The organism is Stenotrophobium rhamnosiphilum (assembly GCF_003052265.1).
Taxonomy (GTDB): domain Bacteria; phylum Pseudomonadota; class Gammaproteobacteria; order Nevskiales; family Nevskiaceae; genus Stenotrophobium; species Stenotrophobium rhamnosiphilum.
The window spans coordinates 468759-494465 of the sequence record NZ_QANS01000001.1 but is presented as its reverse complement, the minus strand read 5'-3'; the positions used below and the strand labels follow the sequence as shown (position 1 = coordinate 494465).

Genomic DNA, 25707 nt, shown 5'->3' with positions numbered 1-25707 from the left:
AACCATGAGCAGTGAATCCAAACCGCGCGCAAAAATTCCGCGCAATAAAGATAACGATTACACGCGTGATGCCGCCGCTGCGCGCCGCGAATTTGTGCGTGAACAAACTGGCGCGACGCTTGAACATGTCGGCAGCTATTCGTTTGATCCTTCGATGCTGCCGGGCAACATCGAAAACTTCACCGGTGTCGCCCAGGTTCCACTAGGTCTTGCAGGCCCGCTGCGTATCAACGGCGAACACGCGCGTGGTGATTTCTACATTCCGATGGCAACCAGCGAAGGCACGCTGGTGGCGAGCTACAACCGTGGCATGCGTTTGCTCAGCGAATGCGGCGGTGTGAAAACCACCGTCGTCGAACAGTTCATGCAGCGCTCGCCTGTATTTATTTTTGACGATGCGCTCACCGCACGTGAGTTTGGCGATTGGATCACTGCGCACTTTGATGCGATTAAGGCAGCCGCAGAAACCACCACCAGCGTCGGCAAGTTGCAACACATCGGCCAGTACGCTATTGGCCCGCTGCGCTATTTGCGCTTCAACTACAGCACTGGCGATGCCGCAGGCCAAAACATGGTCAGCAAAGCAACGCTCGCTGCTTGCGAATGGATCGTGCGCACGCATCCAGACAAGCCGCGCTACGTCCTCTCCGGCAATATCGATACCGACAAAAAACATTCGCAGATCAACACACTGCTCACACGTGGCAAGCGCGTGGTGGCAGAAGCGGTGATCAAGAACGACGTGCTGAAAAGTTTGATGGGCGTGAGTACGCAGGATCTGTTCCGCATGCGTCAGATTTCTCAGGCCGGTGCGTTCATGGTTGGCAGCGCCAACAACGGCGCGCACGCCGCGAATGGTTTGACGGCGATGTTTATTGCAACGGGACAAGACGTCGCAAATATCGCCGAGTCCCACGCAGCGACAACCTATTCGCAGTTGCTCGATAACGGTGACTACTACTGGTCGATCACGCTCACCTCACTGATCGTCGCCACGTATGGCGGCGGCACGGGCTTGGCAACGCAGAAGGAATGCCTGGACATACTCGGCTGCTACGGCAAAGGCAAAGCCGACAAGTTTGCTGAGATTTGCGCAGGCGTAGTGCTGGCGGGTGAAACGTCGCTGAGCAGCGCAGTGCTAGCGGGTGATTGGGTTTCTAGCCACGATCAGTTTGGCCGCAACCGCCCATAAATAAAAATGGGCTGATGTAAAACGACGGTTAGACGTTTCGCATCAGCCCAGATTAGCCAGCCCGCTTAGCGCTTGGCTTTCTTTTCAGCTTTAGCCGCCTTCTTTTCCTTCATCGTCTTAGCTGGCTTCTTTTTGTCGTTCTTCTTACTGTCCATACCTTTACTCATGCGCACTCTCCTGTTGTGAAGTTTCCTTCTACACCGGATGGCTGCGAAAAGCTAAACATTCTTGATCCTCGCGTGCATTTCGTGCGCATGTTCAGCCTAAAAGGTCAACGGAGATACAGAAGGCGGGATGGCATAAACTGCGGCCACAAACTTTTCTATTAGTAGGTATCCCTCATGGCTCTTCCTGAAAATCTGCGTCGCCTGTCCTTCCCTGTCATCGCTTCGCCGATGTTCATTGTGTCCAATCCTGAGTTGGTGATTGCACAGTGCAAAGCCGGTATTGTGGGCTCCTTCCCTGCGCTCAACGCTCGCCCTGCAGCGGAACTGGAAGTCTGGCTCAAGCGCATCACCACCGAACTGGCTGAATGGGATGCTGCGCACCCAGAGTCGCCTTCTGCGCCATTTGCCGTGAACCAGATCGTGCACAAATCCAATGATCGTCTGCAGCACGATCTCGACATGTGCGTGAAGTACAAAGTGCCGGTCATCATCACCTCGCTCGGCGCACGCACCGATGTGAACGAAGCGATCCACAGCTACGGCGGCGTGGTGTTTCACGACATCATCAACAACTTCTTCGCACGCAAAGCAATCGAGAAAGGCGCTGACGGCTTGATCGCTGTCGCGAATGGCGCAGGCGGCCACGCGGGCACGATGTCGCCATTTGCCTTGATTCAAGAAATCCGCGAATGGTTTGATGGCCCGCTCGCACTGTCGGGCTGCATTGCTCATGGTGGCGCTGTACTGGCTGCACAAGCGATGGGCGCAGACGTGGCCTATATCGGCTCTGCCTTCATCGCCACACACGAGGCCAATGCACCGCAGGGTTACAAGCAGATGGTGGTCGACAGCGGCGCAGACGACATCGTCTACACCAACAGCTTCAGCGGCGTAAACGGCAACTACCTCAAGCCGAGCATCGTCAACGCCGGTCTTGATCCGAACAACCTCGTACAAGCTGATCCAAGCAAGATGGACTTTGGCGCGGGCGACGGCACTAAGCAGGCTGGCCCCAAGGCTTGGAAGGACATCTGGAGCGCTGGTCAGGGTGTAGGTGCAGTCAAAGATGTTGTGAGCGCTGGCGAACTTGTTGCACGCCTGCGTCGCGAATATCAGGCTGCCAAAGCAAAACTGGCGATCTAAGTAAGATTCAGTGTCAAATTAAAAGGGCCGACTCGCATTTGCGGGTCGGCCCTTTCGTTTGTGCGTCGTTTGTAAATCAGATCAGCTGCACGAACCAACGGTCATTGAAGTATTGGCCCGGCTGAAAGTCAGCTTAAGAGGAAGATCACGCGAATGCGCGCCAGCTTCGACGCTGTAGCAACCATCAGCCACTTTCCAAGCGCTGCTGTCCACGTCCCAATATGAAAGCGCACGATCATTGAGCGTGAATGTTGTGCGGACAGAAGCACCCGCTTTGAGCCATTGCTTAGAAAAGCCTTTCAGCACACGCGGCGGCTGCGGTACTGCTGCCGAAGGCGCAGGCAAACCGAGATACAACTGCGGCGTTGCCCAGCCAGCACGACTGCCGGTATTGCGTACATTAAGACTGACCGTGAGTTTTCCAGCGCCCGCTTTCACTTTCAGATCGCTGTATTCAAATTGCGTATAAGACAAGCCGTAGCCAAAGGGAAATGCAGGCTCGACGGATTGTTTGTCGTACCAGCGATAGCCCGTGAAAACGCCTTCGGTATAGAGAATCTGATTCGCGACACTGGGATACTGCAGCGGATTACCAGCCGTAGGCGTGTCGCCTTCTGCCTTGGGGAATGTCACCGGCAGACGACCACCCGGATCGGTATCACCGAGCAAGAGGCGCGCAATCGCATCACCGCCTTCTTGTCCGGGATACCAGACTTCCATCAATGCGGCGACCTGATCACGCCAAGGCGTCAGCACTGGACCTGCAGTCTGCAAAACAACAACGGTCTTCGGATTCGCTGCTGCAACAGCAGCAATCAGCTCGTCCTGTGGCTTCTCGCCGATTTCTGGCAGTCCTGGCACGAGCACAGACAAAGGCAAATCCGGGCAGTCGAGTGACAAGCAAGTTTTATCAACGCCTTCACTAGCTTTGTCAGCGACGAAAATAATGGCTACGTCCGCTGTCGCTGCAAGCGTTGCGGCCGCGGCGGCATCAGTGCCCGCGTTATGCACGATTTCTGCATTCGGCAAACGCGCAGTGAGACCATCAAGTGGAGAAATGAAGCGGCGTGGAATCACCGCCGAAGAACCGCCGCCGCTCGGACGCACTGTGGCTGATGCGCCGAAAACAGCAATGCGATTCAGTGAAGACGCAGACAGCGGCAATGTGCCGTCATTGCGTAGCAGTACCGCGCCCTGCTCGGCCGATTCGCGCGCAACCGTCTGGTGAGCATCGGCATCGATAGCTGCATCGTCGCGGACGTAATTCGCGCGATCAAAGAATCCAAATCGGAACAATGTGCGAAGAATATTGCCAACACGAAGGTCGACCGTTTCTTCTGTGACGAGACCTGCGATCACCGCGACTTGCAGCAGCGCTGGTGTGTAGAACATGCCGAGCGGCATCTCGATTTCCGTGCCGTTATTGATCGACAACACCGTGTCTTTTACTGCGAGCACGTAGTCAGAGACGACGAAGCCGTCGAAGCCCCACTCATCACGCAACACCTGCTGTAGAAGGAACTCACTGCCACAAGCCGCGGATCCATTCACAAAACCATAGGCGCACATGACGGTGGCAACATCGGCTTCGCGCACTGCTGCTTCGAAGGGGAACAGATGCATCTCTCGCAGCGTGCGTTCATCCACGATGTGATTGATCAACTGGCGACCGCCCACTAGCGACGTGATCGGCGGTAAACCAATCTGACCTTCCTGTGTGTTCATCACGTAGTGCTTGACGTTGGCCATCACGCCTTCCGTCTGTGCACCGCGAATCCATTCGACGCCGAGACGTTCCGCTAAATACGGATCTTCGCCATAAGTTTCGAAAGTGCGCCCCGCGAGCGGATTGCGCATGATGTCGAGCACCGGCGCGTGCAGCAGATCGTTGCCTTTGTGACGGACTTCGTTAGCCACGGCTTTGCCGGTGCGTTGCGCAAGTCTGGGATCAAAGCTGGAAGCCAGCGACAGCGGCGTTGGAAATGCAGTGGCCTCACTGCCGCGAACACCGACGGGGCCGTCGGACATGCGCAGATCTGGAATGCCGAGTTCTGGAATGCCGTTACTGATACCGGCGTAGGGATCGCCGCTGGCTGCAGAAATGATGTCATCGCCAGCGAGTAGGCTGAGCTTCTGCATCAGCGTCATTTCGCCGAGCAGCAGATCGGAGCGCGCAGCTGGCGAGAGCTTGGGATTACACCAAGGCCGCGTCGTCACATCACCGCAGCGACTAGGGCCTTGGCCCGCCGATGAGGATGAAACGGGCTCGGATGAACCACAGCCGCTAATCAACACCGCCACAACTGCGCACAGAGCCGCCGGAACCCCGGCCGCACGATAAATTCGAGTCAACATTACTTCCCCTCTCTGCCTTTATGAATTGCCGGTTGTGAAGAGACTCAGCTCCTGTAGGCACTCAGGAGCCTTCTTCCACCAGCTACTTTCTGAACTCTACCGTTGACAGGTCGCCATTGGAATCGCGTCCAGATTTTTACCAGTCAAGCCTACCAATCCAAGGACAGTAGCCGTGCGCCATGCCCTATGCGGCCGAACCTGAGATAATCACTGGGCCGACGCCACCGTAGCGTCGGCCTTTTTATATACACGCTTTAAAACAGGGAAAAATCATGAGTCTGCCAATCGGCCCCCAAGTACCACGCCGCGGCAATGCGTTTTCGCGCACGCTTGGATATTTGATTCTCCGGCTGATGGGCTGGCGCTTGGCTGGGGCGATCCCCAATGTGCCGAAGATGGTGCTGCTCGGCGCGCCGCACACCTCCAATATGGACGGTGTCATTGGCCTCTCGACGTTGTTCGCACTCGGCATTCGCGCCAGCACCATGATCAAAGACAGTGCGTTCAAAGGCGCCATGGGCAGCATGTTGCGCTGGATGGGCGCGATCCCGATTAATCGCCGCAGCGCGAAAGGCGTGGTTGAACAAAGCATTGACGCTTTCAACAACAATCCAAAAATGTTTCTACTGATCGCGCCAGAAGGCACGCGCAGCAACGCAGAAGAATGGAAGCGCGGCTTCTATCACATCGCTCATGGCGCACAGGCGCCGATTCTGCCTGCGGCCTGCGACTACAAGAAAAAAATCATCACCTTCGGCCCTGCCGTGATGCCGAGCGGCGATTACGCCAAAGATCTACAAACGATTTTGGAGTTCTATCGCGACTACGGCGTAGCCTGTCACGAAGAATTAATGTCCAAGCCTCTCTGCGACATCAAGGGCATCAAGTGGACGCCCCCAAGTCAGAAGGACGCTTGAGTATGAGCAACGAGAAAATTCCATGCGCGGTGTATCGCTGTAGCAAACAGGTCGAGATGTATCTGTATCTGCGTCCTGACCTGAAACCTGAATCACTTCCGCCCGAGTTGCTCAAACGCATGGGCTTGCTCACGCACGTGATGGATATTGATTTGGCCCAACGCAAACTCGCGCGCGTCGACAACGATAAAGTGATCGAGAAGCTGCGCGATCCCGGTTACTACATTCAAATGCCACCTAGTGGGCATATCACCGGGCATTTGTACTTCGGCGATTAAGTCATCTGCCAAGAATTGGGCGTATCAATAATCGAATATGTGCTCTAACTTAAATCCTTTACGCTGCACATCGACAACCAACGCGTTGAGGTATTTAACATCGGTCAGCACTCCTAAACGCACAACGCTGCTGTCCGTTACAACTGCTGATTGGAATACTGCCGCGCCTTCAGAGAAATCATATTTCCAAACTGCAGGCGTGATGATCGTGACAAGAATTTTGTGACTTCCTGCAATTTCGTCAAAACGCGCACCAGTCACGGCAAGCTTCCCTACCACCTCACGAAACGGCTCGTAGCGAGGCACCACGATAATGGTCTTTCCATTCGGAAAACGCTGAATAACTTTCAGACGATCATCAAGACGTTCCGCATGCTGCGAAAGATTTTCCACAATGCTGTAGATCTTGCCTTCATCTTCATCGTAGACGCTTTTTGACCCTAGTCCGATTAACCAGCCATAAGCCGTCTTAATGAGAAATTCCGAGCTGAAGAATAAGCGTCGCTCGATTTTTCGAGGAAAATTATCGCCCTGCCACGAAGCTGTCTTCCAGAATTCTTTCAGCTTGCTCCAGAATGGAAATTCGTACCAAGGGTAGACATAGATAAACTGGACATATTCCGCATTATATTTTTGTATGAGCTGATCTTCTTGTGTAAGTGCCGGACTTGAAACCCATTCTGATAGTCGTCCAATCGTGTTCTCATACACTCCCTTGATCGCCAACTCTACGGTGTAGCTAGTACCGATCACCAAGTTCATGAGATGAGCACCCCAATTCATCGGGTACTTATCTTTCGTCAAACTGTAGGTATGTCCGTATAGCCTCCAGAATTCAGCAATGCTCGCGAAATACGGAAAACTGCTCGGCGGCTTAGACTTCAAGTGCTCCGCATATTCCTGCGGATTAAACACAATGTACCACTCAGGAACAGTCAGGAAGGTATTACTTTCTGCACGCTGATACCCCTTAATTCCCTGAAGAACTCTCTCAATCGAGCCACTGGAACTTGGCGCGTACTTGTCCAGTAACTTGTTACGAAATTTGAAAGTTGGATCCAGCTTTTCCTTTAGTGCAAAGTATTGCGCAGCATTAGGGTACGCTCGGTGAAATTGCTCGGGGGTCGCATGCGGCTGATACGGTAGATAATAATCGCCGCCGACTGATAGCACTGCATCAACCATCTGACGCGTCCAATCGCCAACGTGAGCACGCGCGGCTCCATCGGTATCCTGCTTGTAGTAAACAACAAATGCGAAAACTTCAGTTCTCGCCCATGCCAGCAAAGTTCCTGGATCAGGCAAGGCATGACGAATAGAAACGTTCACTACGTCCACATCGTTCTTGCTGAAGACCTCTCGCATCTTTGGAATAAATTCTTCGAATTTTTCAACCGGAACAAAGTATTCCTGCAAGACAAATGTTGATTTGTCTCGACTTTTCGGTTCTAGCTCATGCACGTCATAACTTGCCTCATGATTTCTCCATACAACCATCTCGTTACGATAAATGTATGGGTCAATGACGTACTCGCGCAGTTGACGCCCAAAAGGAGCTTCTGCAATCCAATTTAGAATGCGCGGTTCCCAAACATATTTAACATCCTTGGGAATAAGTCGATCTTCGACAGTTAAAGGCTTACTGGTCTGGTACCAAGTGACCGAACTAACCGTATCAAAATCTGGCGGGTAAATATCGCCATTGGTGAAGATTGCCGTCTTGTCGTTGCGGATATTATTGAAAAAGAATTGCCGGTACTGAGTAGCAGGCATACCCACGACACGTCGTTCAACCTTGACGTTGTCTGCAAGATTCAACGTCGCCTCCGCAATCACTCCGATGCCGCCATATCCGCCAATCGCAGCATAGAAAATATCCGAATGCACTTTAGGGCTGCACTCGATCAAACTACCATCAGCCAATACCAACTTGATCGACTGCACGGACTGCACTAATGGACCCTTACCAACATAACGGCCATGTACATTTACGCTGAGTGATCCGCCTACCGTAAAATTTGAATAGGTCTGCATAATCTGCAGAGAAAGATTATGTGGGTCGATATAGTCCTGAATAGTTCTCCAAGTAATCCCCGGTTGAACAGTAATGCTCTTATCTGCCTCAGAGAATCCAACAACCTTATTGAACTCACGGAGATCAATAAACAGTGCACCGTCAAATGCCGTTTGGCCGCCTTGACTAAACTGTCCTCCGCCAATAGAAATAGGGCCTGAATGTGATTTCACCAGAGCCTGAATTTCCTCAATGGAGTGAGGCTTGACCACCCGGTCTACTTTGATCGGGTTCAACTGAGTGATATCGTTAACGACAATGCCCGCAGGCTTTGTCTGTGCGTACGCTGAAGGAACAACAAGTAAAACTGCTAAGAAAACCAATGCTGGCAATCGAACTAAAACAGAACGCATACACAATTCCCCTTCAATAGCGAAAAACTTGGAGGCAGTCCCTTGAGCGAACATCCCAGCCCCTTAAATCACAATTTAAGCCGTAGAGACCTTTTAAAGCTAGCGACGCTGTTTGCAGTCTCATTGATGGCAGGCTGCCAATCCTCGGAGAACAACAGCAGTTCAGCGACAACAGACTCCGATAAAAAACTTCTTGGCATGCAAAACAGGGACGCTCTAACCGAGAGCTCTAATTTCAAAGCAATCTACGGAAACCCACAGTTACGCGCCGCATTCTTTCTATTCTTACAGAATGTATTTCATCTTTATCCTGAAGATAGTTTTCACAAATTAATTGAAGACATTACTTTGGTTGGCAAAACGGACCAAGATATCTACCGGAAGGTTCAATCTAAACTGCCTACAATCAAACCATTTCTGTCAGAAGCGACATACGCACTGCCCGCGCTGTGGAAACAAAAAGAAGAGCTTTCGCGCGAAACTCTGCAATTGCTGGGCACATCGTCAAAAATTAATGGCTATCTAGAAGTCGGCTCTACCGGACGCTACCTCAGCAAACTCCGCACCATGACTGAAATCAGTGGTGACATAGTGACTGTTAATGTTGCCGCGCCTACGTATTCACCAGTCGATATTGCAGAACGCGGCCAACTTAATAAGCTCGGCCGCTACGTATCCCTGAACAATTACGAGCCTGTCAGCGACGTCGCAGACAACAGCATTGATGTCGTCGCCAATTACATTGGCTTTCATCACTCCCCGCCCGAAAAGCGCGATACATTTATGCAATCACTCTATCGAACCATACGGCCAGGCGGGCGCTTGATCTTGCGAGACCATGATGTGAGTTCAGCGTCAATGAATCGAATGGTCGCGTTGGCACATGATGTTTTTAACTTGGGAGTCGGCGCTGATTGGCCAACCAACCAAAGCGAAATTCGCAATTTCACATCCATCCCTGAAATTGTTACCGCACTTGAAAAGACTGGCTTCAAGTACAAAGGTACCGCCTTACTGCAGGCTGGCGATCCAACTCATAACGCACTAATGGAGTTTGTGAAGGTTTAATAATGGAAATGCAGTCAATTAAACTCCCGAAATCGCATTCATACGTGCTCAGAAAACACATAACCGAGCATTTTCATTTCAACTACCAGCCGAATCGTCAGTGATCTTGATGTTTACATGTGGCATAGCGATGTTCCTGACGTCTTACGGCACGATGGCCAGAAAGAGAAACACGAAGAACAAGACCAGATGCACCGCGCCTTGAAGCACGGTCGAGCGACCACCTGACAGCGTCATCGCAGAAATCATCAAGGTCAGCAACAGCATCACCATCTCTTTCGGCGGCAGTCCGAGATCAAGTTTCAATCCCAGCAAGATCGACGTCGCGGCCACAACCGGAATGGTTAAGCCAATCGTCGCCAACGCAGAGCCCAGCGCCAGATTGAAACTGATCTGCATGCGATTCAGCATCGCAGTTCGCACCGCTGCCAATGTCTCCGGCAACAGAACCATCAAAGCAATCGCGATACCGACCACGGCATGTGGTGCAGACGCTGCAACCACAGCGCTCTCAATACTCGGTGCCAGCACCTTGGCAAGACCGACCACAGCAACCAAGCAAACAAGCAAAAGACCGAGGCTAGTCATCGTCACTGCCACTGTCGGTGGCACCATTTGCGCACCTTCAGTCTTCACGTTGACCGGAAGAAAGTAACTGCGATGACGAACGGTCTGCACAAAAATGAAAACGCCGTAGAGCGTTAACGAAACTACTCCGACAAAAGCAAGCTGTGCAGTGGAGAGTGTTGGACCCGGCGTAGTCGACGTAAACGCGGGCAGAACCAGCGTCAGAATCGTGAGTGTTGCCAAGACTGAAAGCGCAGGGTTGGTCCCTTCCACACGGAAAGCCAACACACGATGTCGCAATGCGCCCATTAACAAGCAAAGGCCGACAACGCCGTTGCAAACAATCATCACCGTTGCAAAAACCGTGTCGCGAGCTAGCGCACTCGCTGTTTCACCACCAGACAACATTAGTGAAACGATCAGCGAAACTTCAATCACCGTCACTGCTAATGCCAGCACCAAAGTACCAAACGGCTCACCGACACGAAGTGCGATCACTTCTGCGTGATGCACCGCGACGACAACGGCGGCAATCAATGCCGCGATCACAAATCCCATCAGCGTCCAGCCTAGCGGACGTCCCCAAACTGCGGCGAGCACGATGCAAGCCACCACTGGCAGCGCAATGCACCAGGCCGTAACGCTGAATAAAAGTTTACGAATCATTTTGCCTCTGACCGTCCAGGAATCGTCAGCCCTTTGATAACCGCAGGACGTGCAATGAACACCTCAAGCGCACGAAGCACGTGCGGAAAATCCTTGATGCCGACGAGTTCGCCCGCTTCATAAAAACCAATCAGGTTACGCACCCATGGGAAAGTCGCGATATCCGCGATGCTGTACTCGTCGCCCATGATCCATGCACGATTCTGCAATCGTTCATTCAGAACGCTCAGCAGGCGCTTTGCTTCTGCAACGTAACGATCACGCGGACGCTTATCTTCATAATCTTTGCCAGCAAATTTATGGAAGAAGCCGACCTGCCCAAACATCGGGCCAATGCCGCCCATCTGCCACATCAGCCACTGAATGGTTTCGTAGCGACCTGCGGCATCTCTGGGAATGAACTTGCCGGATTTATCTGCCAGATAAATCAGCATTGCGCCCGACTCAAACAGCGGCAGCGGTTTTCCATCCGGCCCTGCGGGATCAATCATCGCGGGGATTTTGTTGTTGGGATTGAGCGATAAAAACTCTGGCGACAACTGATCGTTGGTTCCGAAATCCACCAAATGTGCCTCGTACGCAAGGCCTGTCTCCTCCAGCATGATCGAAGCCTTAACGCCATTCGGCGTTGGCAATGAATACAACTGGATTCGCTCAGGATGCTGTGCAGGCCATTTTTTGGTGATGGGGAAATCAGAGAGTTTCATCAAACCTATCCTTGGATTTAATCAGAACCAGACAACTCATCAAACCGCAGTTCGCATCGTGACAAATTCTTCTGCTGCTGTTGGATGAATGCCAATCGTCTCATCGAACACACGTTTGGTCGCACCGGCTTTCAGTGCAATCGCGATACCTTGGAGAATTTCTCCCGCTTCATCCCCGACCATATGACAGCCCAGAACCTGGTCGGTTTCAGCATCCACCACCAATTTCATCAGTGTCTTCTGCATATCATCCGTCAGTGTGAGTTTAAGCGGACGGAAACGGCTCTCGTATATTTTGAGCTTATGCCCAGCTTTGCGGGCATCTTCTTCTGTTAAACCGACAGTACCAATGTTGGGTTGCGAAAACACCGCCGTCGGAATGAGCTTGTAGTTGAGCGGGCGATATTCTTCAGGGCGGAACAAACGTCGCGCCAGCGCCATGCCTTCTGCGAGTGCAACGGGCGTGAGTTGTACACGACCAATGACGTCGCCCAGTGCGTAAATCGATGGCACCTCCGTACGGAAACCTTCATCGACTTTGATATAGCCTTTGTCGTTGAACGTAACTGCGGCGTTCTCCAAGCCAAGATTGTCGAGCATCGGGCTGCGGCCGGTGGCGTAGAACACGCAATCCGTATTCAACACACGCCCATCTTTCAAGGTTGCGGCAAGACTGCCATCCGCTTGTTGATCAATGCGCGTGATGTCGGCATTGAATTGAAGATCGATGCCTTTTCGCTGCATCTCATCCCGCAGATGTTCGCGCACGCTTTGATCAAAGCCACGCAGAAATAAATCGCCGCGATGAAGCTGCGTTGTTTCTGCTCCAAGGCCTCGGAAGATTCCTGCGAACTCGACAGCAATATAACCGCCGCCCACCACGATCACACGACGCGGTAGCTGCGGCAGAAAAAACGCTTCGTTGGAAGTAATGGCGTGCTCCGCACCGGGAATATCCGGCTTATGCGGCCAACCGCCCGTCGAGATCAGAATGTTGGCAGCGCTGATACGTTGATCATTGATCTCAACGGTGTGCGCATCCAGAATTTTTGCGTGGCCTTCATGAAGCGTGACGCCGCTACCGAGCAACAACTTGCGATAGATCTCATTGAGCCGATGAATCTCGCGATTCTTGTTGACGATTAGCGTGGGCCAATCAAATTGCGCTCCTTCTACCGTCCAGCCGAATCCGCTGGCATGCGCAAGATCTTCGTGAGTGTGCGACGCGTGGACCAAAAGTTTCTTCGGCACGCAGCCGACGTTGACGCAGGTGCCGCCTAGATAGCGACTCTCAGCCACTGCAACGCGGGCGCCGAAGCCCGCAGCGAAGCGCGCGGCGCGCACGCCACCGGAGCCAGCGCCAATAACGAAGAGATCAACATCAAACTCAGCGGCAACAGTGTTCATGACGGGCTTTTTGTGCGAGTGACACCGAGATAATGCCTGATAACGCCAAGACCTTGCCTCAGTGATGCAACATCAAGAACACTTGCAGCTCACCGACCATAAAGCCCAGCACCGCGCCGACGGTGATCAGAATCCACTCGTCTTGCTGGAACGCTGGACGCAGCAGGCCTTCGAATTGTTCGGCAGTGAGGTCCTGCATCTTGGTCGACAGGGTGCGCTCAATGTCCATCGCATCGGTGGCGTACTTCTCAACATGCTTGAGCGTTTCTGGCATGCGCTCGACGATGCGCTGAGCAATCGTGCGTTTCATCTCTTGATACTTCTTGCTGCCAACGGTAAAGACCACAAAAGGCTTGGCGATACCGGACTGCGCATCCACCATGTTTTGCACGTGCTTTTGCACCAGATCCGCTAAGCGATCAGACAATGGGCCATGCAGGATGCCGTTGATAACGTTTTCTGGCGTGAGAATTTCTTTGGCGATGAGGCGGCCGTATTCCGCTGCCACCTGCTTACGACGCTTGATAAACATGCCTTGCCAGACGAACACGCCGAAGAAGCGCTTGGGTTCTTTCGGTTCAAAAACCATGCGCAGCGCAAGCCAGTCCGTCAGCCAACCTGTTAGGCCGCCAAAGATCGGCATCACCCATACCGAGTGCGTGCCCGCCCACGTGATGGCCTGCACGATGCCTAGCGCGAAGCCAAAGTACAGACCGGAATTACGGATAAAACGAAACTCCGCACGTCCAACGTCGCGGAAGATGCGGTTGAGCAGCGTTTTGTCTTTCATCAGGCTGGCAACCATCGCAGCCTTCAGATCGAACACTTCGTTGATGTTGGCTTTGACTTCCGCCATAAATTTGCTGACGACCGCAGGTGAATCGCCCTGGATGCGTTTCACCATCAGCTTCTTCAGCGTTTCCGGTGCCGCTTCCCACAGACCGGGTGAATAAGCCGCAGCGATGTCACGCGTGATTTCTTCAATCGCGGCGACCATTGGTTTTTCAATTTCTGCAGCAACGCGATCCGGATCAAGGCGCGAAAAAATTTCTTCAGTCGTGAGCAACTTGCTGGTCAGCATGTCGACCGCGATTTCAGTCATGCGGTTGGCTTTGCGCGGCACAATGCCTTGCCAGCCGAAGTAAGGTTTGATGCCCCAGAACTCGATGGGATGGAACATCATATTGATCGCAACGATCTTGGTAACGAAGCCAATGCCTGATGCAATAAATGGCATCGACAGATACAGGATCCAATTGTTTTGAAAGTCGACGACGATATCGTTCCAGCTGAGCATTCGCTTTCCCCGTAATTTTTACCTTTAACGGCAGGCTTTTATCCTTTTCTCCGCTATTCTCGGCCTCATGCCAGCTGCCACGCCCAGCGCATGATTTGCCGGAAATCCCATTTATTCAAGATACCACTACACCCATGACAAGCCACTACCCCACCGCTGTTCCCGGCTTTGATGCCGTCTCGCTCACCTTGGAAGGGCGCGAGCGCGTCGTCTACCGTCGCGGTGCGGGCCGGGCGGTGATCGTGATGTCGGAGGTGCCGGGCATCACGCCGCAGGTCGCACGCTTTGCGACGCGTGTAGCGGATGCAGGCTTCTCAGTGTGGATGCCGCAACTGTTCGGCACACCCATGCAAGCACTTACGCCTGCGAGCGTTGCCAACACACTGGCGCGGGTTTGTATTAGCCGAGAGTTTCGATTGCTCTCGGCAAATCAATCCAGCCCGATTGTGGACTGGCTACGCGCCCTCGCCCGCCATGCCCATGAGGAATGCGGTGGCCCGGGCGTGGGCACCGTAGGCATGTGTCTCACCGGCAACTTCGGTTTAGCGATGATGTTGAATGCGCCAGTGATCGCGCCTGTGTTATCGCAACCCTCGTTACCCGCCGGGCCTACGCGCGCACAACGCAGTGGACTGCACGCAAGCGCCGAAGAAATCGCGGCAGCGCATGAAAAAATTGAGCAGCAGGGTGCGCGCATTCTTGGATTGCGATTCAAACAAGATCCGATGTGTCGCGCTGAACGCTTTGAGCGACTGAGCGAAGAATTTGGCGTTGCGTTTGAGAGCATCGAAATTGATGAGCGCCACGCAAACCCGCGTGCGATGAAGCCTGCGCATAGCGTCGTCACCACACATCTGATCGATCGCACAGGCGAGCCTACGCAAGAGGCCTTAGATCGCGTGCTCGCGTTTTTGGGTGAGCAGCTCAATTAGAGATCAGATTTCAATCTTGGCCGACAAGACATACAGAATGGCCGCCACGGTCCACTGAAACTCGGGCACACTGCACGCCGATCTATTCCTTGTCTGAGAGACGTCTATGACCACCATCAACCCCAAAGCGCCAGTACTGGTAACAGGCGCCAGCGGCTACATCGCTAGCTGGATTGTTAAATACCTGCTGGAAGCCGGCCACACCGTGCACGGTGCGGTGCGCGATCCCGCTAAAAAGTCTGGCCTCGAACACCTGCATGCGCTCTCAAAGCAGCATCCAGACCGTCTCAAGTTGTTCAAAGCTGATCTGCTTGTTCAAGGCAGCTATGACGCGGCAATGGAAGGCTGTGAGCTGGTAATGCACACCGCCTCGCCGTTTGTGATCAGTGGCTTTAGCGATTCAATGGAAGCACTGGTACGCCCAGCGTTGGAAGGCACTCGCAACGTGTTGGAAGGCGCTAATCGCGTTAGCAGCGTCAAGCGCATCGTGCTCACCAGCAGCGTTGTAGCCATCCACGGCGACAACATCGACTCACTGAATGTGCCGAACAACACCTTCACTGAAGAACATTGGAACAGCACCAGCACCGCCGATCACCAGCCCTATCCCTATTCCAAAACAGTAGCGGAACGCGAAGCCTGGGCCATCAACAGCAAGCAATCGCGCTGGGACATGGTCACGATTAATCCAGGCCTCGTGCTCGGCCCTACGCTGACCAAGAGCAGCGACTCCGCCAGCATGGGCATCATGAAGCAGTTGGTCGGCGGCATGATGTTCCCTGCTGCACCGCATTTGCAGATGGGCTTGGTCGACGTGCGCGATGTTGCAACCGCACACATCAAAGCCGGTTACACGTCGACCGCCAAGGGTCGCCACATCACCAGCGCTGGCAATCCAACGATGCTGCAACTGGGCAAGCTGCTGCGTAAGCGCTTTGGCAACAAATATCTGTTCCCGTTCATGCAAGCGCCGAAGGCGATGATCTGGTTGATTGCGCCACTCGCAGGCATGACTCGCAAGTACATCAGCCTCAACGTGGGTTATCCAACGCGATTTGATGCCAGCAAGAGTCAACGTGAACTGGGCATGAAGTACCGCACGACCGAAGAAACCGTGTGTGATCACTTCCAGCAAATGCTCAACGATGGCGTGATTAAGCGTCGCGGTTAATTCACGACTTAAACCACTGTAAATAAAAAGGCCGGAGATAATCCGGCCTTTTTTGTACCTTAGACTGCTGAAAACTTACTGCTTAGCAGCACCCGGCTTGGTCATCACTGGACCTTTCATGGCCGGCGCTGGAGCAGCAGGCGCTGCTGCAGCCTTAGCAGCGGGTGCGGCGTGATGTTCAGCTTTGGCTGGAGCAGCAGCTTTGGTAGCAGCCTTAGTTTCAGCATTTGCAGCCTTAGCAGCGCCACGGGTGTAGACGATCTGCTTGGAGCCAGCTTCGCAGCTGCCCACTACTTTCTGACCTTTAACGTCAGCGGCAGCAACAGCTTCAAGGGTATAGCCCTTAACGCCTTTGCCATCGAGCTTCTTTGCAATTTGTGCTTTCACTTCATCGCAAGGCGTGCCTGCGAATACGGGCATCGCAGCGACTGCTGCAAAAAGCCCAGCCATCAAGATTACTTTTTTCATGTCGTTCCCCTGCTAGGTTTGTATTTCAACATCTGTTTTTCGCGGGCGGCAAATTGAACCGCTCTCGTTCCCTGTCTCGGCTGAATATAGCATTTGTCGCGCTGGTCGCTAACCCGCCACTGGGCCTAGCCCATATGGAAGAAAGCCAGCTTGTTACCGTCCACATCACGGCAATAACCGGCGTAAAAGCCATCGCTACGAGGGCCAGCTGGACCTTCATCCTTGGCGCCCAGTGAGATGGCCTTGTTATAGAGCTGGTCAACCTGCGCCTTGGTGTCGCAGGTTAGCGACACCATCACGCCGTTACCTACCGTTGCGGCTTTTTTGTCATACGGGCTGATGACACAAAGGCCTGGGGTGCCCGGCTTGGTGGCCCACATGATGAAAGTTTCAAACTCCATCACGCGCTTCGCACTGATTTCGCCCAAAAGGGCGTCGTAGAACGCAGCCGCGCGCTGAATATCGTTGGTACCGAGGGTGACGTATCCGATCATTTGTTTTCTCCTTGAGTTTTATGAACTTTTATTAGCGCCAAGTTTAATCCCGCATCCACCCTGCGCGCATCCCCGTAACGTAGCAGGCCCCTCGCATCTGTGGTTTGATGCGCCACCACTTTTAATCGGATCGACCATGATCACTGTCCACCACCTCAACAACTCCCGCTCGCAGCGCGTGCTTTGGCTGCTTGAAGAACTCGGCGTTGAATATCAAATCAAACACTATCAACGCGATGCCAAAACCATGCTGGCCCCGCCAGAGCTCAAGGCCGTGCATCCACTGGGGAAGTCACCTGTAATTACCGACGGCGACCTAACCATCGCTGAATCCGGCACGATCATTGAGTATCTGATGGAGCGCTATGGCAACGGCAAGCTCATTACCGCGATTGGCACGCCCGAGCGGTTGCGTTACAACTATTGGATGCACTACGCCGAAGGCTCGATGATGCCGCTGCTGGTGATGAAGCTGATTTTTGGCGTGATTCCAAAACGCTCTCCCGCTTTGATTCGCCCGATTGCCAAAGCGATTGTTGCCAACGTTGAGAAAAATTTTCTCGGCCCCAATATGCGTACGCATCTTGATTTCATCGAAAGTGAGCTCAACAAGAGCACTTGGTTTGCAGGCGAAGAAATCACAGCAGCAGACGTGCAGATGAGTTTCGTGATGGAAGCTTCATCGGCACGCGGACCCGAAGGCAATCGTCCTAAAAGCGCAGCCTTTGTAAAACGTATTCAAGATCGTCCGGCCTATCAGCGTGCGCTGAAAAAAGGCGGACGCTATCAGTTAATGAGCTAAGGACAGCATGAAACAAATTTTTATTAGCGGCCGCGGTGGCCCAGACAAATTGGTACTGCGTGAAGCAGCAGACCCGCAGCCACAGGGCAAGGAAGTTCGCATTCGCGTCAAAGCCAGCGGCATTAACTTTGCTGACATCATGGCGCGCGAAGGACTTTATCCCGATGCACCTAAACTGCCTTGCGTCGTCGGCTATGAGGTCTCTGGCATCGTCGATGCAATCGGTGCAGACGCTGATCCGAGCTGGCTCGGCAAAGCAGCATTCTGTCTGACCCGATTTAATGGTTATTCAGATGTCGTCGTGGTTCCGGAAAATCAGGTTTTCTTAAAGCCTGAAGCACTCAGTCACGAACAAGCTGCAGCGATTCCGGTGAACTACCTCACGGCATGGCAGTTGCTGGTTGTAGTGGGCTCACTTTCAGCCGATGAAACCGTTCTGATCCATAACGCTGGCGGCGGCGTTGGCTTGGCTGCAATTGATATCGCGCGCCATATCGGCGCGACGATCTACGGCACCGCCAGCAGTGGTAAACATGCGTTCCTGAAAGAACGCGGTCTGCACGAAGCAATCGACTACACACGTGGCGATTGGGCTCAGGACGTGATGCGTCTCACCAACAACCTCGGTGTTGAACTGATCACCGATCCACTGGGCGGCACCAACTGGAAGAAAAGCTACAAAACGCTGCGCCATACCGGCCGTCTCGGCATGTTTGGCCTGTCGAAAGCAACAGAGTCTGGACTGCCTGGCCCGCTACGTTTGTTGGGGCCTGTATTGGGCATGCCTTTGTTCAATCCAGTTTCACTAATGAACGACAACCGTTCAGTGTTTGGCGTGAACATGGGCCATCTCTGGCATGAGCCAATGAAAATCCGACGCTGGATGGACGTGCTGTTGCAAGGCGTTGCAGATGGCTGGGTGCGTCCGCATGTCGATAAAGTATTTACGTTTGCACAAGCCGGTGAAGCACATGCTCATGTTCAAGGCCGCAAGAACATCGGCAAAGTCATTCTGACGCCTTGAGCTGATGAACGCCGCGATACTCATTGCTGATGAATCTCGTGAGCGCCTCACAGAAGAGCAGTGCCACATTCTGGAATTATCCAACACCGCGGGCGATGAAGCTGCATCCATCGCCCGCGCTCGTGTTGCACCAGGAGTGACCACGCGCTGGCATCGCCTAGACGGCATTGCCGAGCGTTATGTGATTCTGGAAGGCAGTGGCGTTGTCGAGGTGAGTGATTTTCCTGCGCAGACAGTTGGCGTCGGCGATGTCGTCGTCATTCCACCCGGCGAGCGTCAGCGCATTCACAATAATGGTGCACAGGATCTGTTGTTCCTAGCGATCTGCACACCGCGCTTTCGCTGGGAAGCTTACGAAGACATCGACAACGCGCCGCGCTAAGCGCCGTCTCTCCTGTAAAGTGTGCAAGGTATGGCACTCACATCAACTCTCTACAATTTCTCTGTCCAGCTTTCGGACATCGACCGCAACGTTTACGAAACGCTGGAACTGCGCATTGCGCGGCATCCTTCGGAGACGGCGGAATATCTGCTTACGCGTCTACTCGCCTACTGCCTTGAGTATCAGGAAGGCGTGGTATTGAGTGAGGGCATTGCTTCAACTGATGAGCCTGCCGTAATGGTGCGCGATCTCACTGGACGCATCACCGCATGGATCGAAGTCGGCACACCTGATCCTGAGCGCTTGCATCGCGGCAGTAAACTTGCGGGCCGTGCTGCGGTCTATATCCAGCGCGACCCCACTCAATACCTCGCGCAGCTTGCAGGTCACAAAGTGCACCGCGCCGCTGAAATTCCAATCTACAGCTTTGGCAGGGAATTTATTCCAGCTGTTGCTGCCAAACTGGACCGTCGCTGTGCGCTTTCAATCTCAGTGACAGAGCGCCAGATTTATCTGGATGTTGCAGGTCATAACTTTTCTACAACGATTGAAGATCATCGTTTCGCCTGAATTACCTGGAATTTGATACAGGTATGAGATCAATACGCCATGCCTATACTCACAGTTGAACACAAGACGGTTTACCACTACGCGCAGTCGGTGATCTTTAATGAACACCGACTCATGTGCCGTCCGCGCGACAGCCATGATCTGCGATTGATTGAAACCGCATTAAGCATTTCTCCAAACGCCAATGTGCGTTGGTTGCATGATGTCTTCGGCAACTCCATTGCGATTGCCGCATTCACTGCGCCGGCGATGGAACTCACCTTCGTCTCATCGTTTACCGCAGAACACTTCCCTGCCAAAGAGCAGGAAATTGTGATTGAAGATTACGCACAATATCTGCCGTTCAATTACGCCGCAGAAGATGTCTCTGATCTCGGTCGCACACAAGAAAGACACTACGCCGATCCAGAACGTCGTGTTGATCTATGGGCTAAAGCCTTTGTGATGAACAGCAAAGCAGCAGGTACTTTGGAAGTCTTGACTGCGATTACCAAAGCGATCCATGCACAGTTCAGCTACGCGCGACGCGAAGAGATGGGCACGCAAACGCCAATCGAGACGCTCGAAAAAGGCACCGGCAGTTGCCGCGATTTTGCGCTGTTCATGATGGAAGCCGTCCGCAGTCTCGGCATGGCCGCACGTTTTGTATCCGGTTATCTCTACGATGAAAAACTGGTTGGTGCAGACCAAGGCGTTATCGGCGGTGGTGCTACCCATGCTTGGGTGCAGGTCTTTCTGCCCGGCGCTGGTTGGGTTGAGTTTGATCCCACCAATGCCATCATCGGCGGGCGCAATCTGATTCGCGTTGCGGTTGCGCGCGATGCGACGCAAGCCGTTCCCCTAGCCGGCAGTTACACCGGCGGAACAGATGACTACCAAGGCATGACGGTTGAAGTAACAGTCGTCGTTAGTTAAAGCCAGTCAGGATGGCTCAGCCGTTTGGCTGAGGCTAAACAAAGGTAGTGACGCTAACTTGCAAGCACGCTTGGCTGAGCGATTTACACAGGATTGAATCAAATGAACAAGAAGTGGACCCTCGCAGACATGCCGAGACTCGATGGCAAGCTTGCACTTGTCACCGGTGCAAACCGTGGCCTCGGACTGGAGATCTCCGCTGCGCTGGCCGCTGCAGGTGCCCGCGTTGTGATGGCTTGTCGTGATTCAGAAAAAGCCGCGGCTGGCGTTGCAGAAGTACAGCGACGCGTACCCAATGCTTTAGTCATCCCGATGAAGCTTGATCTTGCCTGCCTCAAATCCATTCGTGAATTCGCCGATGAATTTGGCAGAAAATTTTCGTCGCTCGATATTCTCGTTAACAACGCCAGCGCAATTCTGGTGCCTTTGCAAAAAACCCGCGACGGCTTCGAGATGCACATGGGCACCAATCATTTCGGGCCTTTTGCGCTGACAGGTTTATTGCTTGATCTTCTACGCAACAGTCCTGGCTCACGCATCGTCAACACCTCGAGCATGGCGCATCGTCTAACGCCGGGCATCGACTTTGATGATCTCAACTTCTCTCGCAAGGCGTACAAAGACATGGACGCTTACGGCAAGAGCAAACTCGCAACGTTGATGTTTACGTTTGAGCTTGATCGTAAATTGCGCCAGTCTGGATCGAACGTCATCGCAACGGTTGCGCATCCTGGCTACACGGCAACGAATCCTGATTACGGCAATTTCTTTATGCGCCTGATGACGAAGATGATGGCGCAAGCTCCAGCGATGGGCGCCCTGCCTGCGCTGTATGCAGCAACCGCGGCCGATGTTTCAGGCGGCGACTTCATCGGCCCCGGTGGCTTCAAAGAATTGAGCGGCTATCCAAAGAAAGTTGATTGTCGCCCAGAAGCACGCGACCCCAAGCTCACCGCAAAATTGTGGAGCTTGTCAGAGCAGCTCACAGATTTTAAATATCAGCTGTAAGTTTTAACCCAGTCGCGCCCAGCTGCGAATCATTCCAGCGTTTTCCTCGACCAAGCGGCGACCTTCATCGATCGCCTGCTTGGCACGATGAAAGTCCATCAGCGCGTAGTCTTCCAGCATCGGAATCAGCGTCATCTCTGGTGGATCACCGGCCATGCGGCTGCGCGTAACGCGGTCTTGCATGATGTTGACGCTAGAAGCGACGACGTCGAAAAAGGTGGGATTCTCACCATCACTTTTCGACAAGTAATCAACGGCCTTATGCCACAAGGTGCGTTCAGTTTTGTTGGTGACTTCATGCTCTACTTCTTGCGCGCTGGTGCGCGACAAATGCGCGCCCACTAACTGCGCGTTGAGATTTACAGCAATCACCACATCCGCACCGAGTGCGCGACAAGGCGACACTGGAACCGGATTTACCAGTCCACCATCAAGCATCCAACTGTCGCGGTATTTCACCGGCGGAAAAATTCCAGGCAATGCACAAGACGCGCGCGCTGCTGGAAGAATTGGGCCTTTGGTGATCCAAATTTCACGGCCTGTTTTCATCTCTGTGGCAACACTGACAAAGCGCTGTTCCAGTTCTTCAATATTGGGATTGCGATGATTAGCTTCGAAGAAGCCAAATAATTTTTCGCCTTTAACCATGCCGCCAGAGAAGCTGAGATCCATCAGCTTGAAGACGTCGCGCGAACTTAAGGCCTGAACCCATTTTGAAAACTCTTCGAGCTGACCCGAGACATACACCGCCCCGACCAGTGCGCCGATCGAAGTGCCTGCAACCACTTGCGGTCGAACACCAATTTCTTCCAGACCTTGGATGATCCCAATGTGCGCCCAACCACGTGCCGAGCCACTGCCCAGAGCGAGGCCGATTACCGGCTCCGTCTTTGTCTCTTTCATTGCCATCCCCTAATCAGGTCCATGCATTCTAAACGCAGAATCAAAAAAACCCGCCAACACATCCATGTGTTGGCGGGCCACTACTCGAGAAATCTACAAGTTAGGCAGACGTCTTCAGGCGAAGGTCGTTCTTGACGTCCTTAACACCGTCCACATGCAAGGCAACGTCTACGGCCTGATCAATCTGCGCGCTAGACACTACGAAGCCTGAGAGCTGTACCGTGCCATTCACGGTAACGACGTGCAAATCCAGAGACTTCAGGTTCTTTTCAGTCAAGAACGCTGCCTTCACCTTGGCCGTAATAGCCGTGTCGGAAGTGTATTGTCCGGCTTCGCTACGCTGCTTGGCTGGGGCGTCTGGGTTGCTGGCGGCAATTGCGGCCATTGATAAACCGCTCGTCGCCAGAATTGAGGCAAGAATAATTGCTTTAGTCTTCATAAGTAATAATCTCCAATATCAGAATGTATCCTTTAGCGTGCGCCATCAGGCAAGTGCTAAAGAATCTCGATCGCAACGCATAAAGCCAAAGATGAATAGTGGGTTCCGGTAAATGTTTACTACAGTGACCGGATTGGTTTTGATGCGGTACGGGTTCATCCTTACAAAACCAGATGAACCTAAGCTGAACTCGTCAGCAGCAAGCCTGTCAGACTGTCACAGCTGCAATGGAATGTTGCTCATCACTACTTTGCATAGGAGGGAAACGATATGAATATTTTTCGTAGCTTGTTCTTAGGACTTTCGCTGCTACTCGCTGGCGCTGCATTTGCAGCAGAGCCTGTCGTACTTCTCAATGGCAATACGAGCCAAAACATCACGGCACCTAACACCGTTGATATTCAGCAAAACACAGGCTCACGTTGCGAAGCACGTCCTGTTGGAAACTGCGGTTCTTGCGCAGTGTCTTGCCCTGTCGGCAAAGCAGCTATCTGCAAACCGGGACGCGCCGTAGGCAAAGACATCGAAGCCTCATGCACGACGGATCCATCTTGCGTCTGCAAGTAAACAGCGAGGCGAGTTCTATTGACGGAACTCGCCTAGCCCTTCGCTAAAGATATAGCCCTTGTAGCTCTTCACTAGGGCTTGGTCTTCGCAATCGTCTAGCTTGCCTTCGCAAAGTCGGCGAATCGCCGAAAGTGCTTCGAAGTATTTGTCTTGCTTCACACCTGCGAAATCGGCGACCAAACTTGGCACCAGCGCGATATCCGTCAACGGCAAACGCGGCAGCATGTGCGAGCCATAGTTGGTTCGAATCTGAAATTGCGTAATGTTTTCTGGCCTCGTAAATTTGAAACGATACGGCGGAGAATCATCTTCGTAGTAAGCCTGATGATCACCAAAGTAGGTGAACAGCATCGGGCGCTCAGAAGCGGCGAGATATTTATCCATCGCCGTCACACCAACGTTCAGCGTACGCAGCTTGTTCACGTAGTGCGTGAATTTTGCGGCGAGTTTCTGTGAGAGCCCGCTGCGACCCAAGTTGTACTCTATCTTGGTTTTATCCGAATACGGCGCATGCTCATGCACGGACAGCATGTAGACAAAAATTGGCTTGCTGCCATCTGCGCCTTTGCGATGCTCTGTGATCAGCTTGCGCGCAGCGTCAGAAAGCCGATCGCTATCAGCGATATCCCATTCGTCGCCCTTGATCTTGTCGTACTCAGGAAAATCACGCAGCGTGAGAATGCGATCAAAACCCAGCGCGGCATAAGTACGCGCTGCACCGTAGAAACGTTTGGGCGTGGGCATCAACACGACAGTGGCGTAGCCATTGGCCTTGAGCAGACTAACGAGTGTTGAATTGAGCTTTGGGCTCACCGTGTTGAACACGAGGCTGCGACGCGCGCCGAAATCATCCGGCAGCATGCCAGTCAGCATCGAGAATTCTGAAAGCCAAGTTTTGCCGCCGAATGTGTGTGTGCGCATGAGACCTGATGCACGCGTGCGGTCATTCTCTTCAAACATTTCCATGCGCGGCAGGCGTGCATTCGGCAAACGGAAATTCTGCGGATTAAACGTTGATTCGTTGAGCCAGATCACAATATCTGGCAATGCCGTAGCGGTCGGCCGCAATGGCGTCAGTAAATCTTTCTTGGTGACAAACAGCGTTGGGTCTTCGGTATGTTGTGGTGGTTCAAATTCGAAAACGCTGATGGAGTAAACCAAACGACTCATCACGCCGCAGGTATTCATGTCGCCGCAATTCGCGTCGTCTCGGAATACTTCCCACATGTGATATTGGCGGTTGGAATAATTGAAGGCCAACAACGATACAAACACCGCCGCAGCCAGCCAGCGCCAACGTGCGCTCAGAGATTTGGAGCCACGACTATCGTAAAGCGCATCAATCACCAGTAGCGCTACAAACGCCATGAATGCCGCCAACGTTTGCCACAGCAATGGATAGCGCCAAACGATGATCCAATTCGCAGGCTCGGTGACGAAGCTGTAATCGGCCACGGCCAAACGATCGCCAAAGTATTCAAACTTCAGCTCGCCGAGCACATAAAGAAAAATGCTGAAGCAGGAGGCAATCGACAAGCTGCTAATGCGTCGACCACTAATCGCTAACGCCAAGGTAAATGGCAAGAAGAACAAGCTGAGATTCATCACCGCGCAGATGGCGTCGTCGGTGTTCTTCCACGCCAGATAGAGCGCAACAGCGGCTGCGCTGTAACGCACGAAGATCAGCAGCGCCTTGAATGCAGGGCGCCAAGGCAAGCTGGGCAATTTCATAGATCTGGGAGATGACCGCACGGAACGTGCGTTGTGGCGCACATTTTAGCGAACAGCGGGTCTATACGATATGGCGATGCGCTAGGCTTGCTAGACAGTGCTTCAGCTGC

At 53.1% G+C, this 25707-nt stretch carries 24 protein-coding genes and 1 pseudogene; 14 read left to right on the top strand and 11 right to left on the bottom strand.

Annotation, left to right across the window (positions count from 1 at the left end):
- Positions 1-4: 4 nt before the first annotated feature.
- Positions 5-1192 carry a hydroxymethylglutaryl-CoA reductase gene (locus CJD38_RS02295; protein WP_107938672.1) on the top strand — a complete coding sequence of 396 codons (1188 nt, stop codon included), beginning with the start codon at positions 5-7 and terminating at the stop codon, positions 1190-1192.
- A 341-nt stretch (positions 1193-1533) separates the two neighbouring features.
- Positions 1534-2502, top strand: coding sequence for an NAD(P)H-dependent flavin oxidoreductase (locus CJD38_RS02285; protein WP_107938670.1), 969 nt, complete (start codon positions 1534-1536; stop codon positions 2500-2502).
- Positions 2503-2583: 81 nt separating this feature from the next.
- On the opposite strand, the gene CJD38_RS02280 is transcribed toward CJD38_RS02285, so the two are convergent.
- Positions 2584-4857 carry a beta-glucosidase family protein gene (locus tag CJD38_RS02280; RefSeq protein ID WP_107938669.1) on the bottom strand — a complete coding sequence of 758 codons (2274 nt, stop codon included), beginning with the start codon at positions 4855-4857 and terminating at the stop codon, positions 2584-2586.
- A 272-nt stretch (positions 4858-5129) separates the two neighbouring features.
- On the opposite strand from CJD38_RS02280, the gene CJD38_RS02275 reads away from it, so the two are divergent.
- A complete protein-coding gene (locus CJD38_RS02275) occupies positions 5130-5774 on the top strand; it encodes a lysophospholipid acyltransferase family protein (protein WP_107938668.1) in 645 nt (214 codons plus the stop codon).
- A 2-nt stretch (positions 5775-5776) separates the two neighbouring features.
- Positions 5777-6052 (top strand): YcgL domain-containing protein, encoded by a 276-nt coding sequence (locus tag CJD38_RS02270; protein WP_107938667.1) that lies wholly within the window; start codon positions 5777-5779, stop codon positions 6050-6052.
- Between the two features lie 24 nt (positions 6053-6076).
- On the opposite strand, the gene CJD38_RS02265 is transcribed toward CJD38_RS02270, so the two are convergent.
- Positions 6077-8479 (bottom strand): FAD-binding oxidoreductase, encoded by a 2403-nt coding sequence (locus tag CJD38_RS02265; RefSeq protein ID WP_107938666.1) that lies wholly within the window; start codon positions 8477-8479, stop codon positions 6077-6079.
- Between the two features lie 42 nt (positions 8480-8521).
- Here CJD38_RS02265 and CJD38_RS02260 point away from each other — a divergent pair, with 42 nt between their 5' ends.
- Positions 8522-9547 (top strand): methyltransferase domain-containing protein, encoded by a 1026-nt coding sequence (locus CJD38_RS02260; protein WP_146165900.1) that lies wholly within the window; start codon positions 8522-8524, stop codon positions 9545-9547.
- 144 nt (positions 9548-9691) lie between these two features.
- Here the strand turns inward: CJD38_RS02260 and CJD38_RS02255 are convergent, their stop codons facing one another.
- The 4 genes from CJD38_RS02255 to CJD38_RS02240 are packed head-to-tail and all read right to left on the bottom strand — an operon-like array spanning position 9692 to position 14191.
- Entirely contained in the window at positions 9692-10780 is a 1089-nt protein-coding gene (locus CJD38_RS02255) for a calcium:cation antiporter (protein ID WP_107938664.1), read from the bottom strand.
- Positions 10777-11490, bottom strand: a complete 714-nt coding sequence (locus tag CJD38_RS02250) for a glutathione binding-like protein (protein WP_107938663.1) — start codon at positions 11488-11490, stop codon at positions 10777-10779. Before CJD38_RS02250 ends, CJD38_RS02255 begins: the two co-directional genes overlap by 4 nt.
- A gap of 36 nt (positions 11491-11526) precedes the next feature.
- Positions 11527-12894, bottom strand: a complete 1368-nt coding sequence (gene gorA / locus CJD38_RS02245) for a glutathione-disulfide reductase (protein WP_107938662.1) — start codon at positions 12892-12894, stop codon at positions 11527-11529.
- Between the two features lie 58 nt (positions 12895-12952).
- The gene (locus CJD38_RS02240; RefSeq protein WP_107938661.1) at positions 12953-14191 is read right to left on the bottom strand and encodes a DUF445 domain-containing protein; all 1239 of its coding nucleotides are present in this window, start codon (positions 14189-14191) and stop codon (positions 12953-12955) included.
- Positions 14192-14325: 134 nt separating this feature from the next.
- Between CJD38_RS02240 and CJD38_RS02235 the strand changes: the two genes are divergently transcribed.
- Together CJD38_RS02235 and CJD38_RS02230 are read left to right on the top strand one after the other, a co-directional pair.
- Positions 14326-15123, top strand: a complete 798-nt coding sequence (locus CJD38_RS02235; protein WP_107938660.1) for a dienelactone hydrolase family protein — start codon at positions 14326-14328, stop codon at positions 15121-15123.
- A gap of 106 nt (positions 15124-15229) precedes the next feature.
- A complete protein-coding gene (locus CJD38_RS02230) occupies positions 15230-16294 on the top strand; it encodes an SDR family oxidoreductase (RefSeq protein ID WP_107938659.1) in 1065 nt (354 codons plus the stop codon).
- Positions 16295-16537: 243 nt separating this feature from the next.
- Here CJD38_RS02230 and CJD38_RS18855 read toward each other — a convergent pair.
- Positions 16538-16762: pseudogene (locus CJD38_RS18855) on the bottom strand (DUF1161 domain-containing protein); the annotation flags it as partial.
- 125 nt (positions 16763-16887) lie between these two features.
- Positions 16888-17256, bottom strand: coding sequence for a VOC family protein (locus tag CJD38_RS02220; protein ID WP_107938657.1), 369 nt, complete (start codon positions 17254-17256; stop codon positions 16888-16890).
- A 136-nt stretch (positions 17257-17392) separates the two neighbouring features.
- Between CJD38_RS02220 and CJD38_RS02215 the strand changes: the two genes are divergently transcribed.
- From CJD38_RS02215 to CJD38_RS02190, 6 genes are all read left to right on the top strand, one after another.
- Positions 17393-18058 carry a glutathione S-transferase family protein gene (locus CJD38_RS02215; RefSeq protein ID WP_107938656.1) on the top strand — a complete coding sequence of 222 codons (666 nt, stop codon included), beginning with the start codon at positions 17393-17395 and terminating at the stop codon, positions 18056-18058.
- Between the two features lie 7 nt (positions 18059-18065).
- Positions 18066-19082, top strand: coding sequence for a synaptic vesicle VAT-1 family membrane protein (locus CJD38_RS02210; protein WP_107938655.1), 1017 nt, complete (start codon positions 18066-18068; stop codon positions 19080-19082).
- A gap of 4 nt (positions 19083-19086) precedes the next feature.
- Positions 19087-19464: a cupin domain-containing protein gene (locus tag CJD38_RS02205; RefSeq protein ID WP_107938654.1), complete on the top strand. Its 378-nt coding sequence runs from the start codon at positions 19087-19089 to the stop codon at positions 19462-19464.
- A 30-nt stretch (positions 19465-19494) separates the two neighbouring features.
- Positions 19495-20034 carry a YaeQ family protein gene (locus CJD38_RS02200; protein ID WP_107938653.1) on the top strand — a complete coding sequence of 180 codons (540 nt, stop codon included), beginning with the start codon at positions 19495-19497 and terminating at the stop codon, positions 20032-20034.
- A 39-nt stretch (positions 20035-20073) separates the two neighbouring features.
- Positions 20074-20949, top strand: a complete 876-nt coding sequence (locus CJD38_RS02195; RefSeq protein ID WP_107938652.1) for a transglutaminase family protein — start codon at positions 20074-20076, stop codon at positions 20947-20949.
- A 102-nt stretch (positions 20950-21051) separates the two neighbouring features.
- The gene (locus CJD38_RS02190) at positions 21052-21957 is read left to right on the top strand and encodes an oxidoreductase (RefSeq protein WP_107938651.1); all 906 of its coding nucleotides are present in this window, start codon (positions 21052-21054) and stop codon (positions 21955-21957) included.
- Between the two features lie 3 nt (positions 21958-21960).
- Here the strand turns inward: CJD38_RS02190 and rssA are convergent, their stop codons facing one another.
- Both rssA and CJD38_RS02180 read right to left on the bottom strand, forming a co-directional pair.
- The gene (gene rssA, locus CJD38_RS02185) at positions 21961-22860 is read right to left on the bottom strand and encodes a patatin-like phospholipase RssA (RefSeq protein WP_206362853.1); all 900 of its coding nucleotides are present in this window, start codon (positions 22858-22860) and stop codon (positions 21961-21963) included.
- 100 nt (positions 22861-22960) lie between these two features.
- A complete protein-coding gene (locus CJD38_RS02180; RefSeq protein ID WP_107938649.1) occupies positions 22961-23299 on the bottom strand; it encodes a BON domain-containing protein in 339 nt (112 codons plus the stop codon).
- Between the two features lie 270 nt (positions 23300-23569).
- Between CJD38_RS02180 and CJD38_RS02175 the strand changes: the two genes are divergently transcribed.
- Positions 23570-23866 (top strand): hypothetical protein, encoded by a 297-nt coding sequence (locus tag CJD38_RS02175; protein WP_107938648.1) that lies wholly within the window; start codon positions 23570-23572, stop codon positions 23864-23866.
- 15 nt (positions 23867-23881) lie between these two features.
- On the opposite strand, the gene CJD38_RS02170 is transcribed toward CJD38_RS02175, so the two are convergent.
- Entirely contained in the window at positions 23882-25597 is a 1716-nt protein-coding gene (locus CJD38_RS02170; RefSeq protein WP_107938647.1) for a sulfatase-like hydrolase/transferase, read from the bottom strand.
- Positions 25598-25707: the final 110 nt, after the last annotated feature.